This is a genomic window from Hymenobacter sp. 15J16-1T3B, assembly GCF_020711235.1.
In the GTDB taxonomy this organism is placed as follows: Bacteria; Bacteroidota; Bacteroidia; order Cytophagales; family Hymenobacteraceae; genus Solirubrum.
Window position 1 is genome coordinate 287,995 of the sequence record NZ_JAJFAV010000003.1, and the last position, 12,240, is coordinate 300,234.

General features: G+C 68.5%; 12 protein-coding genes. 9 read left to right on the plus strand and 3 right to left on the minus strand.

Going from position 1 to position 12,240, the window contains the following annotated elements; genetic code table 11:
- Positions 1-68 precede the first annotated feature (68 nt).
- The 8 genes from LJ737_RS07150 (at position 69) to LJ737_RS07185 (ending at position 9,292) form a co-directional block, all read left to right on the plus strand.
- Entirely contained in the window at positions 69-1,061 is a 993-nt protein-coding gene (locus LJ737_RS07150; protein ID WP_227764130.1) for a DUF1028 domain-containing protein, read from the plus strand.
- A gap of 76 nt (positions 1,062-1,137) precedes the next feature.
- Positions 1,138-1,692 (plus strand): histidine phosphatase family protein, encoded by a 555-nt coding sequence (locus LJ737_RS07155; protein ID WP_227764132.1) that lies wholly within the window; start codon positions 1,138-1,140, stop codon positions 1,690-1,692.
- A gap of 4 nt (positions 1,693-1,696) precedes the next feature.
- A complete protein-coding gene (locus LJ737_RS07160) occupies positions 1,697-2,854 on the plus strand; it encodes a hypothetical protein (protein ID WP_227764134.1) in 1,158 nt (385 codons plus the stop codon).
- A 10-nt stretch (positions 2,855-2,864) separates the two neighbouring features.
- On the plus strand, positions 2,865-4,064 hold the full coding sequence (locus tag LJ737_RS07165) for a hypothetical protein (protein ID WP_227764135.1): 1,200 nt from the start codon (positions 2,865-2,867) through the stop codon (positions 4,062-4,064).
- Between the two features lie 24 nt (positions 4,065-4,088).
- The gene (locus tag LJ737_RS07170; protein WP_227764138.1) at positions 4,089-5,300 is read left to right on the plus strand and encodes an RsiV family protein; all 1,212 of its coding nucleotides are present in this window, start codon (positions 4,089-4,091) and stop codon (positions 5,298-5,300) included.
- 104 nt (positions 5,301-5,404) lie between these two features.
- Positions 5,405-6,316 carry a universal stress protein gene (locus LJ737_RS07175; RefSeq protein ID WP_227764142.1) on the plus strand — a complete coding sequence of 304 codons (912 nt, stop codon included), beginning with the start codon at positions 5,405-5,407 and terminating at the stop codon, positions 6,314-6,316.
- Between the two features lie 80 nt (positions 6,317-6,396).
- Complete coding sequence (locus tag LJ737_RS07180; RefSeq protein WP_227764144.1) at positions 6,397-7,788, plus strand: hypothetical protein; 1,392 nt, start codon at positions 6,397-6,399, stop codon at positions 7,786-7,788.
- A gap of 112 nt (positions 7,789-7,900) precedes the next feature.
- Positions 7,901-9,292 (plus strand): M20/M25/M40 family metallo-hydrolase, encoded by a 1,392-nt coding sequence (locus LJ737_RS07185; RefSeq protein ID WP_227764146.1) that lies wholly within the window; start codon positions 7,901-7,903, stop codon positions 9,290-9,292.
- A 98-nt stretch (positions 9,293-9,390) separates the two neighbouring features.
- Here LJ737_RS07185 and LJ737_RS07190 read toward each other — a convergent pair whose 3' ends face one another.
- Complete coding sequence (locus LJ737_RS07190) at positions 9,391-9,834, minus strand: hypothetical protein (protein ID WP_227764148.1); 444 nt, start codon at positions 9,832-9,834, stop codon at positions 9,391-9,393.
- 162 nt (positions 9,835-9,996) lie between these two features.
- On the opposite strand from LJ737_RS07190, the gene LJ737_RS07195 reads away from it, so the two are divergent.
- Positions 9,997-10,551, plus strand: a complete 555-nt coding sequence (locus LJ737_RS07195; RefSeq protein ID WP_227764150.1) for a 2'-5' RNA ligase family protein — start codon at positions 9,997-9,999, stop codon at positions 10,549-10,551.
- On the opposite strand, the gene LJ737_RS07200 is transcribed toward LJ737_RS07195, so the two are convergent.
- Both LJ737_RS07200 and LJ737_RS07205 read right to left on the minus strand, forming a co-directional pair.
- Positions 10,548-10,982: a hypothetical protein gene (locus LJ737_RS07200; protein ID WP_227764154.1), complete on the minus strand. Its 435-nt coding sequence runs from the start codon at positions 10,980-10,982 to the stop codon at positions 10,548-10,550. The two genes, LJ737_RS07195 and LJ737_RS07200, sit on opposite strands and share 4 nt — an antisense overlap.
- Positions 10,983-11,269: 287 nt before the next feature.
- Complete coding sequence (locus LJ737_RS07205) at positions 11,270-12,097, minus strand: OmpA/MotB family protein (RefSeq protein ID WP_227764156.1); 828 nt, start codon at positions 12,095-12,097, stop codon at positions 11,270-11,272.
- Positions 12,098-12,240 lie beyond the last annotated feature (143 nt).

Sequence of the window (12,240 nt, forward strand, 5' to 3'; positions counted from 1 at the left end):
TGAGGGCGCAAACCCGGCCGCCGGCGTATCTTGCCCGCCCCGATTGTTTCGCTTCAACCATTCCCGTTATGCTATTCCCCGCATTGCCGCGGCGCGGCCGCTGGCTGCTCCGCCCGGCCCGGGCCCAGCAGCTCTACCGCACCCAGGAGCCGTTTGCTCACACCTATTCCATCGTGGCCCGCGACCCGAAAACGGGCGACCTGGCCGTGGCCGTGCAAAGCCACTGGTTTTCGGTGGGCACGGCCGTGTCGTGGGCCGAGGCCGGGGTGGGAGCCATTGCCACCCAGTCGTTTACCAACAAGTCCTTCGGGCCGCGCGGGCTGGCCCTGCTGAAAAGCGGCAAAACCGCCCAGCAAACCCTCGACGAGCTGCTGCGCACCGACGAAGGCCGCGACGTGCGCCAGGTGGCCATAGTCGACAGCAAGGGCAACGTGGCCACCCACACGGGGAAAAAATGCGTCGACATGGCCGGGCACCAGCAGGGCGCCGGGTTTTCGGTGCAGGCCAACATGATGCTTTCCGACAAGGTGTGGCCCGCCATGGCCCGGGCCTTCGAGCAAAACGCCCAGCTGCCGCTGCCCGAGCGCCTGCTGGCCGCCCTCGACGCGGCCCAGGCCCAGGGCGGCGACATCCGCGGGCGGCAGTCGGCCGCGCTGCTGGTGGTGCGCGCCCAGGCCTCCGACGCGCCCTGGGACGACCGGCTGGTGGATCTGCGCGTGGACGACGCCCCGGAGCCGCTCAAGGAGCTGCGCCGCCTGCTGCAGCTGCAGCGCGCCTACGACCACATGAACGCCGGCGACCTGGCCGTGGAGAAAAACGACATGCCCGCCGCCGTGCGCGAGTACCAGGCCGCCGAGCAAGCCTTCCCCCACAACTTGGAAATGCGCTACTGGCACGCCATCACGCTGGCCAACAAGGGGCAGGTGGCCGAAGCCAAAAAGCTACTGCAGCCCATTTTTCGGCAGGAGCCCAACTGGCGCACCCTCACCGAGCGCCTGCCCAAAGTGGGCCTGCTGACCGTGCCGGAAGCCGAGCTAAAACAAATTCTAGCCCTGAAATAAGCCGCCACGCGGCCCGTTCAAGCCACGTTCGGCCCCGCGGGCGCGTCTGTGGTCTACCCGCTTTCTATTCTTGCTTATGCCTTTTCTGATTCGTTTGCTCTGCCTGCTGCCCTTGCTTGGCGCCGCCACCTTGCCCGCGCCCGACGCTGCCAAGCCCAAGGCCGTGACCGTGTATCTGGTGCGCCACGCCGAAAAAGGCCCGCTGACCGACCCGCAGAAGCCCACCGAGCAGCCCCTGAGCGCCGCCGGGGAGCAACGCGCCCAAGCCCTGCGCGACGCGCTGCGCAAAGAGCCCATCGTGGCCGTGTACTGCACCGACACCAAGCGCACCCGCGACACGGCCGCGCCCTTGGCCTCGGCCCGCAAGCTCAACCCCGAGTCGTACGTGGCCGACGCGCCCGGCCTGGCCGCGCTAGCCACCCGCATCCGCCAGGTGACGCCGGCCGGCAAAGCCGCCTTGGTGGTGGGCCACTCCAACACGGTGCTCGAAACCATCGAGGCCCTGGGCGCGCCGCGGCCCGTCAAGGCCATCGGCGACGACGAGTTCAGCTACCTGTTCGAGGTGAAGCTGCCGGCCAGCGGCGGCCCGGCCACGGCGACGGTGCGCCGCTACGGGGCGCAGCTGAAGTAGCCCGATGAACCTGCACCTGCCGTTAGTCGGCCTGCTGCTGTTAAGCGCGGCGGGTGGCCCGGGCCGGGAGGCCCCGCGTGCGGCAGTCCGGCGCGCATCCGGCCTGAGCCATTGGCTAACCTCCAACCGGCGCTGGCGCGGCACCATCGGCCAGCTGCCCGTGACGCTGCAGCTGGATTCGGGCCACCTGGGCTGCCGAGGCGAGTACGCCTACGACCGGCTGGGGCGCGCCCTGGACCTGACGCCGAAAGCCTCCGAGCCGCGCCCGCCCCGGGTGTTTGAGGAACGCGCCCCGGATGCATTCCGCGTGACGGGCTGGCTGCAGCTCGACGCGCCGGCTGGCCCCGCCATTACCGGTACCTGGCGCAGCTCCGACGGCCGCCGTTCGGTTCCGCTTGCCCTGCGCGAGAACTACCACGACGCGGCCCACTACGAGCTCGAAACCTGGCAGCTGCGTTGCCCGGTTTCCCGCCCCGACGCCACCCGCCCGGCCGGCAGCTGGACGCACTACGAGCAAAGCTACCTGCGCGTGCGCCTGCCCGGCCACCCCGCCGCCGAGCAGCGGCTACGGCGGGTGCTGGGGCCGCCCGTAGCCGCGTCTGCCGTGAAAAACCGCCTGCAGACCGCGCTGCTGGGCAAGCCGGCCGGCTACCTGCGGGAAGAGGCCCTGTACGTCGTATGCAACACCAACTACCTGCTCTCGGTGGTGAGTTGGCACAAAGAGCTAAACCCCACCGCGAATACCATTGACGAGTGGACGGACGTGCGCAACTTCGATCTGCGCACCGGCCGGGAGCTGCAGCTACCCGACCTGCTGCGCCCCGGCTACCAACCCCGGCTGCGGCAACTGCTGCTCGGGAAGCTGGCCGCGGTGTGGAAAACCGGGGGCTACGGCCGCGTCGGGGCCGATGGCAAGCTGCCTCGCAGCGGCTTCAGCGTGGTGCCCACCGGCCTGCAATTCAGCTACGACCAGCGCGACGACGCCAGACTGGTCTGGGCCGGCTCCGTGCGCACCGGCCGTCAAATCGGCGTAGCGCTGAGCTACCGGGAGTTGCTGCCGCTGATCCGGCCCGACGGCCCGCTGGCGGCTATGCTGCGGGAGCGGGGGCTGGCTGCGGATGCGGCGTCGGCCCAGGAACTAAGCCGCTCAGCGGGTAAATAACCCCCCGAGTATGCTTATTCACCGCTTGCGCTATACCGGCCTATGGTCGCTGCTGCTCGGTCTGGGCGCCTGCCAGCAGTCCGATTCCCACTCCGCCGCAGCCTCCGAAGCGCCCGCCGCCAAGATGGCAACTGCTCCTGCGGCTGCTCCCGGCGCGCCGGCTGCTACCCAAGACGCTGCCGCCCCGGCCGGGCCCTTCACCGGCACCCACCGCTACGTGGGCACGGTGGGCACCGCGCCGGTGGTGCTGACACTGACCATCACCCCGCCCGGCCCCGAGGCGCCCCAAGGTCGCCTCGACGGCGTCTATTACTACGAGCGGCAGGGCCAGCCCCTAATCCTCAGCGTCGGCAAGAACTACCGCCCGGGCCAGCCCTTGGTTCTGGAGGAAGGCGCGCCCAAGCCCGACGCTCCGGACGAAACCGTGCCCACCGGCCGCTGGCAGGCCACGCAGCCCCTCGGGCCGGAGCTCAGCGGCACCTGGCTCAGCCCCGACGGCCGGCGCCGGAAGCCCTTCCACTTGCGCGAGGACTACACCGGCGCCGTGCGCTACGAGCTGCTGCGCGAAGAAGCCCACGGCGCGACCTGCCCGCCCGGGCCCGAGGAGGAAGGCGGTGGGCCGCGCCGGCCCGAAGTGTCGCGCACCGTCCTGCACCTGCTCGGCCCCGACACCCTGCAGCCGGCCTTGCGCGCCCTGCAGTGCCCGCTGCCCGAGCAGCGCCGCAGCCAGCTGGCCGTGGAGCTGGACCAGGCCGACTGCGAAGGCACCTTCGGCTTCTACGGTGACGTGCAAGTGGCCCTGAACGGCTACGGCCTGTTGTCGGTGCAGCACAGCGAGGGCGAATACGCCGGCGGCGCCTACCCCAACAGCGCCAACGAGCTGGCCACCTACGACCTGCGCACCGGCCGCCTGCTGAAGCGGACCGCCTGGCTGCGCGCAGGGCGGGAGCCGGCTTTGAGCCGCCTGTTGCTGCGCCGGCTGCGGATGCACCCCTACGCCAGCAGCCTGGGCCTAAACGAGCCGGGCGGGCCCGCCTACCTGCCGGAGCTGGGCTTCGACAGCGAAGGCGCCTACTGCCTGCTCGGCGACTTCGGCGCCCCGCACGCCGTGCAGGGCGTGCCGGTGGTCATTCCCTACCGCGAGCTGCGGCCCCTGGTGCAGCCGGGTTCGGCGCTGGCGCGCATGCTGCAGCAGCGGGGCTTGTGGTAAACTTGCCACCGGATACTCCACGCTATGCTGAATACTTCCTGCCAACGCTTGCGCGGCGTCGGACTCGCCCTAAGCCTGCTGACTGCCTGCGAATCGCGGCGCCTGCCCGCTGACGCCGCTCCGCCCGTGGCCGGTACCCTGGCTGCCGGAGTCGATTCGACCGCGGCGGCAGCGAGCGAGGGGCCGTCGGCGCCCGCCCACCCGACGGCGGCGGGCCCCGCCCTCAGCTCGTACCGGCGCTACGTGGGCACGGTGGGCGCCGCGCCAGTGGTGCTGGAGTTGACCGTGGCCGACTCGGTGCGCGGCACCTATTACTACCAGCGCCGCGGCGGGCCGCTGACGCTGGCGGCGCGGCCGGCGGCGGGCGCGCCCCTCGTGTTCCGCGAAACCGACGGCGGCCGCCTGAGTGGCCGCTGGCAGGCCCAGCAGCCCCTCGGGCCGGAGCTCAGTGGCACCTGGCTCAGCCCCGACGGCCGGCGCCGGCTGCCCTTCCGTCTGCGCGAAGACTATGCCGGCGCCGTGCGCTACGTCCTCGAAGCCTACGAGAGTGAAATGCCCGCTACGGCCCAGTCGCGGGAGTGCGGCAACCCCGCCGACACGCTGCGCTTCGAGCTTGGCGTGGTGCACGTGCTGCTGCCTTACCCGTCCGCGGCCGTCGGGCGGGTGGCGCGGGCCCTGCTGCCGGCGCCACCCGCCCGGCTACAGCGCTACCTCGACCAGCAGCTGCGCGAAGAAGGGGAGTGCAGCCGGGTAGTCCGCTCGGCCTGGCTGACTTACAACGCCGACGACCTGCTATCGGTGGAGCAGTTCGAACTCGTGGACGGGTTTGGCGTCCACCCCAACAGCGGCTCCAGCTACCGCACCTTCGACCTGCGCGCGGGCCGGGAGCTGCAGCTGACAGACCTGCTGCGCCCCGGCTTCGAGCTGCCCCTGCGCCGGCTGCTGAGCGCCCGCCTGCGCACCGACCCGGGTTATGCCGACTTCTACCACGACGACATCGAGGGGGACACAGCGCAACTCTGGTGGCCCGCGGGGCCCGACGGCCAGCCGCTGGCGCCGCTGCCCAAGCAGGGCTTCCACCTGACGCCGGCGGGCCTGGGCTTCGGGTACAATCCCTACGAAATTGCGCCGTACGTGGTCGGGCCCACAGTTATTGAAATCAGCTACCCCGACCTCAAGCCGCTGGTGCGGCCCGGCTCGCCTTTGGCCCGGCTGCTGCGGGCGCGCGGCCTGTAGCAGCCGCGGACCTGAGCAATATCAGCCGGCGGCCCTGACGAGCGTCATGCCGGCGGCCGTGGAGGAGGAGCACTTTTACGCCGTATTCCAAACCGCTCCTTCGCATGGACACCCTCGTCGTACTGACCAACCTCTCGCCGGCGGCCGAACGCGCCCGCCGCTACGCCGCCCAGCTGGCCGGCCCCCTCGGCGCCCGCGTGGTGCTGCTGCACGTGTACCAGCCGCCCGTCGTGCCCGCCGAATCGGGCCTGGCCGTGGGCGACGTGATGTACTACGACCGGCAGCAGGTCACCGAGACCCTGCAGGGCATTGCTGCCGACATGCTGGTGCCCACCACGGCCGAGGTCGTCGACGGGGCGTTTGGCGACGCGCTGGAAGCCGCCGTGGCCCGCTACCAGCCTCTGCTGCTGGTGCTGGGCCTGAGCAGCGCCGAGCGGTATTTCGACGCGCTGCTGACCAACCGCGCCCTGCCGCTGCTGCGCCACAGCCCGTACCCGGCGCTGCTGGTGCCCGAAACCGCGGCCCTGCTGCCCCCGCGCCGCGTGGTGGTGGGCATCGACGGGGAGCCGTTTGTGGTGACGGCCGCCGCCGGTGGGATTTTGCAAGAGCTGCTGGGCACCTGGCAAGCGGCCCCGACCCTGGTCTACACCTCTACGCCCGAAAGCAGCCGGAGCCGTAACGAAGTGCTGCGCAACGTGCAGCGCAGTGGCTTGCTGCCGCTGGAGGCCGAAATTGATTTCAGCCAGCCCCTGGCGGAAACGCCCGAAGAAGGCGTGCTGAGCACCGCCTCCGCCCGCGAAGCCAACCTGCTGGTGCTGCTGGCCCGGCGCCGCAGCTTCCTGGGCCAGTTGTTTCACCGCAGCGTGACGGCCCGCGTGCTGCGCCGCGCCGCGCTGCCCGTGCTGCTGCTGCCCGTGGCCGAGCCGGTGGCCGCAACGGCCACGCCGGCCACGACCCTGACGGACGCCGCGGCTAAGGCCCCGGGTGCCGGCTTGGCCATAGACGCCGCGAGTTAGCTCGCGGCGGCTTTTTTTCTTGCGGGTGGGCCCGGGCGCCGGCGTTGCCCGCCCGTCTGCGGCGGCGTACTTTTAAGCCGATGAATTATTCCCGTATTGCTACCGTGCTGTTAGTGGCCCTGCTGGGGTGCGAGAAAAAGCAGCCCGCCGCGCCCGTCAACCCCGGCGCCGGCATTGGCTACCACCTGAAACTGACTTCCCCCAACGCGCGGGCGCCGTACGTCGATTTTCCCGTGGGCATGGGCGCGGCCGCCGACGGCAACCTGTGGCTGGGCTTTCAGGCCTACGGCACGCCCGGCGCCAGCGCCCGTTTCGACGGCCTCGGCCTGGCGTGCTACTCGCCCGCGGGCCAGCCGCAATGGGCCCGCTACCTCGGTCTCGGCCCGCTCTCGTTGGTTGCGTTCAACACGCGCCCGGCCGGCGGGGGCTGGCTGGCGGCAAGCCTGGAAAACGGCGACGTCCTGGCCGGGGTAGTGCCCGACAACCCAACGGCCGGCGCGCTGCAGCGGCTGTCCTTCGGCCCCACGGCGTGGCCGCTGGTGCGGCGGGCCCCGGTGCCGACGGCCGACGGCGGCTGTTTGGTCGCGTTTGAGCCGAGCGGACTGCAAGCGCAGCTGTTGCTGCTCAAGCTCAATGCCCAGGGGGCGGCCCAGTGGGCAAACCGGTACACGCTGCCCATTGGCCTGGAGCTGCCCGTCGTGGCCGCTACCGCCGACGGCGGCGCCTGGGTACTGGGCTGCACCTCCATGGGCGGGCCGTTTACGCTGCTGAAAATAGCGGCCACCGGCGCCCTGGAGCGGGCCCAGTTGCTGACCAGCTCGCCTCCGCCCATGAGCTTTACCATGCGCACGGTGGTGCTGCGCGCCCTGCCCAACGGCGGATGCCTGACGGGCTGGGGCACGTCGGCCGGCGCCTGCCTGACCACCTATGCCGCCAACGGCGACCAGGTCAGCAGCAAAGTCTATCAGATTCCGGGCCTGAACGTGGCGCCCTTCCAAACCCAGCACCTGGTGAACGTGGAGCGCACCGCCGCGGGCACTTGGCTGCTGGCCCTGAGCGCCTGGCCCAACGCGCCGGGCGCCACCATGATTACGCGCTACCTCTACCAGCTCACGGCCGATGGCCAAAGCAATGACCCCGGCCACGTGCTGCTGGCCGAGCCCTACGCCGGCGGCCTCAACGCCGAGCGGCTCGAACTGGTGCCCACCGGCCCCGACCGGGTGGTGGCCCTGACCGGCGGACTGCTCGGCACGGTCGATAGCCGCGAGTTCCGCCTGCTGCAAGCCCGTCCCGACGGCCTAAACGAGTGCGCCACGCCCACCGCCGACAAGCTGCAGGTCGGCGAGGGCCGCGTGAGCGTGCAACCCGTGGCGGCCGGCGCCACGGCCCAGAGCCCGGCGCCCTACACCGTCAGCAATTTCAGCTGGCAGGCCGTGCCGCTGGTGCTCGACGCGGCCCGGCAGTGCCAATAAATGCGGCGGGTTTGTTTTCTTCGCGACTCGCGGGCCGCGGCGCAACTCCCCGGCTGCGCCCGCGTCAGTGACTGCTCCGCCCGCTTGGGCGTCTACTTTTTGCTCTGCTTTCATGCTCCACCACCTTCGCTCCGCCGCGGCCGGCCTGCTACTTGCCGCCGCGCTGACCGTGCCCGCCCAGGCCCAAACCGCCGCCAAAACCGACTCGCTCAACCTGCGCAAAATCTACGACGAGGCCCTGCTGCGCGGGCAGAGCTACGACAACCTGCGCTACCTCTGCCAGCACATCGGCGCCCGCCTGAGCGGCTCGCCCCAGGCCGAGCAGGCCGTACAGTGGGGCAAGCAAACCATGGAAAAGCTGGGCTTCGACCGCGTGTACTTGCAGGAGGTGATGGTGCCGCACTGGGTGCGCGGGGCCAAGGAAAAGGCGTCGTTTAAGGCCGGCAAGGGCAAAAACCAGGACGTGGCCGTGTGCGCGCTGGGCGGCTCCGTCGGCACCGGCGGCAAGCTCAAAGCCAAAGTGGTGGAGGTGCGCAGCTGGGACGAGCTGGCCAAACTGCCCGCCGACCAGGTGAAGGGCCGCTTCGTGTTCTTCAACCGCGCCTTCGACGATAAGCTCATCGAGCCCGGCGCGGCCTACGGCGGGGCCGTGGACCAGCGCGGCCGCGGCCCGGTGGAGGCCGCCAAGCGCGGGGCCGTGGGCGCTTTGGTGCGTTCCATGACCTCGGCCAAGGACGACTTCCCGCACACTGGCACCACCCGCTACGACGACCAGGTGACCAAGGTGCCCGCCGCCGCCCTCAGCACCCTGGCCGCCGACCGCCTCAGCGCCGCCCTCAAGCAGGACAAGGACCTGGAATTTGAGCTTGAAATGGCCTGCCAGACCCTGCCCGACGTGAAATCCTACAACGTGGTGGGCGAAATCAAGGGCTCGAAATTCCCCGACGAAATCATCACCGTCGGCGGCCACCTCGACTCTTGGGACCTGGCCCAGGGCGCCCACGACGACGGCACCGGCTGCGTGCAGAGCATGGAAGCGCTGCGCCTGCTGCTGGCCAGCGGCCTGCGCCCCGAGCGCACGGTGCGGGCCGTGCTCTTCATGAACGAGGAAAACGGCAACCGCGGCGGCACCAAGTACGCCGAACTGGCCAAGGCCGCGGGCGAAAAGCACCTGGCCGCCATCGAGTCCGACGGCGGGGGCTTCACGCCCCGCGGCTTCGGGGTCGAAGGCTCGCCCGCCGTGGTGGCCAAGTTGCAGCAGTGGCGCCCGCTGCTGGCGCCCTACCACGCCGGCGATATTGCCCCCGGCCACGGCGGCACCGACATCGGCCCGCTCAAGGGGCAGGCCCAGGCTCTGATTGGCTACGACTGCGACTCCCAGCGCTACTTCGACATCCACCACACCGCCGCCGACACTTTCGACAAGGTGCACCGCCGCGAGCTGGAGCTGGGCGGTGCCGGCATGGCCTCGCTGATTTACCTGCTGAGCAAGTACGGGCTGTAGTAGGCCTAATTGAACGTGCCGGTAAAAAGAGCGGGCCGCCCACTTTGTAAGTGGGCGGCCCGATTGTTTTCAACCACCAGAAAACGAGTAGCAGAGCTTTAATTAGTGGAGAGCTGGTAGTTCAACTTCGCAGCCTCTTCAACTTCGTCGTCTAAGTTCGTGTCGAACTTAAAGGCATAAAGAAACCACTTGTCATTGGCTTTGTAGAACTGGAACGTAAAGCGCAGAGGCTGCCGGTCGTATTTGACCAAGTAAGAGCGTAGCACGAAGCTGGTGGCTACCTGCTTTTGGACGATGGGCTCGTATCCGTAAAATTTGCCAACGAATTCCGGGGTTAGCTTACTCACGCCACTCTTTAGATTCTCAATAGCGTCTTTGTTGCGTCCCGTCCAAGGGTTGGTCATGTACAAGTTTTCCACCGCTTGCACGGGTGTCTTGGCGTACTCCTTAAAGAACTTATCGATCAGGGAATCAGGGGTATCTTGTGCTTGCGCCAAGTGCGCACCAACCAGCAGAAAAAGAAAGGCGAAAAGCGGCTTCATCTCTTGTCAAATTTTGATGAATGAGTTTGTAAAAATAGTGCAAGCTGCTTTTCTACCCCGGTGCGCGCTGCCGCACGGGCTGGCATTGGGCAAGCCGCAGCCGGACTCCCGACCGTAACTACATAGCGATCCGACTGCCCCGACTTTGCGTTTGTTAGCAGTGTGAACGACGCTCAGCCCGCCTTATACCTGCTGGCCACCCTGCCGCCCGAGCCCGTCTATTCCGACGTGTGGGCCTTGAAGCAGGAAGTGCACCGCCTCACCGGCTCGCGCAACGCCGTGCGCCTGCCCCCGCACATCACCCTGATTCCGCCGTTTCGCCTCGCGCCGGCCGCGTTCGAGCCGCGGGCCCGGCCGGTATTGGCCGCGTTTGCCGCCGCGCAGCCGCCGGTGGAAGCCGGGCTGCAGGACTTTGCCTGGTTCGGCAACCGCACCCTGTTCGTGCGCGTTGAGCCGGCCGAGGCCCTGCAGCAGCTGCACGCGGCCCTGGCGGCCCGCTGCCGCGCCGCCCTGCCCGAAGTGCCGCGCGAAACGCGCCCTTTCACCCCGCACATGACCCTGGCCACCCGCGACCTGCCGCCGGCCCAGGTGCCCGCGCTCAAGGCTGATTTTGCCGCCCGCCGCTACCAGGCCTCGTTTGCCGTCACCGGGCTGGTGCTGTTTCGCCACGACGGCCGGCAGTGGCAGCCGGTGCAGGAACTCGCGCTGGGCGGCTAGGGGCGGGTGTAGGTTACCTCGTTGAGGAAGCTGTGCCCGCTGGTGCCCAGCACAATTTTGTAGCGCAGGCGCAGGGTAGTCTTGGTGTGCTCCAGAATGGCCCGCTTCTGCAGCGAGGCGCTGATGGTGGGGTTGGTAAATACCAACGTGTCCCCTTGCCGCGAATAGGCAAACACGGTCATGGGTGGCACGCCTTGAATGGATTGGTGCTCCTCGCACTGCAGGCCGTTGAACACGAGGTATTGCTCCCCGGGCTGGTACGAATAGTCGTTGTGCGTGGTGCTGTGGTTGTAGAAATCGTAGTGGTCGACCGAGGCCCGGGTGGCATCCCAGCGGCCTTCCAATTCCGGGGCGGGGTCTTCCTTACGACCACAAGAGGACGTGAGCAGCCACAGGCTGCTAACTATAACTACCGAAGCAAGGCGAAGCATGTAGGTGGGAAAGCAGAGGCGGGGAGGAGCACAAGCAAGCAGCCGAAAACCGGCGCCCGCACGCCTAACCAGCACCAACTGCACCGGCCACGACGCGTGGGCAATTACAAATAAAGGAAAATTGGGGGTGCGCCAAGCAGTTCGGGTGGCCGGACGAACTGAAAAATTTGCAACAACGGCTCCTGTTTATTGCAACGAAACAAGACAACAGGGCAGAGGCAACGCCAAAAAAGGCTCGGCTGCCGAAGCTGCCGAGCCAATACTTAGGTTGTGCGAGCGGGACGCAACTAGTTCTGTTCCAGAATCTGAAACAGCTCGTCGAGCTTGGGCGTGAGGATGATTTCGGTGCGGCGGTTCAAGGCCTTGTTCTGCGGCGAGTCGTTTTGGGCCACGGGCATATACTCCGAGCGGCCCGAGGGCGTCACCTGCCCCGGCGCCATGCCGGCTTCGGTGAGGATGCGGGTAATTTCGGTGGCGCGCAGCACTGACAAGTCCCAGTTGTCCTTCATGCCGGCCGTGCCCCGGGCAATGGGCACGTTGTCGGTGTGGCCTTCCACCAGCACGTTCACGTCCTGGTTGCCCTTGAGGGCCGCGGCCAGCTTGCGCAGCGCTTCCTGCCCGCGCGGGTCCACTTTGGTCGAGCCCGACTTGAAGAGCAGTTGCTCCGACAGCGACACGTACACCTTGCCGTTGCGCAGGTTCACTTGCAGGTCTTGGGCGTTGAAGCCCAGCAGGGCGTCGGCCACGCGCTTGCGCAGGGCCTGCACGGCTTGGTCTTTTTCCACGAGCTTTTTCTGCAGCTCGGCCAGGCGCTGCTCCCGGTCTTTGAGGTCGGTCGAGAGCTGGGCGTTCTGCGCCTCGGCCCCGCTTAGGTTCTGGTTCAGCTGGTTGACCTGCTGGCTGCGCGAGGCCAGGCGCTGGCGCAGCTCTTCTTCGGTGCGGGCTTTGTCCTGCTGCAGGGCGGTTTTCTCCACCTGCAGCTGGTCGCGCGACTTGGTCAGGTCGGCGTTTTGCTGCTGCAGGGCGGTGTATTTTTTCTGCGACACGCAGCCGGGCGCGACGAGGGCGGCCAGCAGCGAAGCGGCCACGAGGCCGCGCGAAACGGGAAGGTGCATAGTAAGGCGTGGTAAGGTCGGAAAACAGCCCGCGGCGGGCTGGGGATGCGCCGGGTTACGCAGGGCCGGCGCCGGAAGTTTTGGCCCGCCGCGGCCGGGGAGTAGCAGCGCGGCCTTTTCCGCCGTATTTTCGGCCCCGTTTC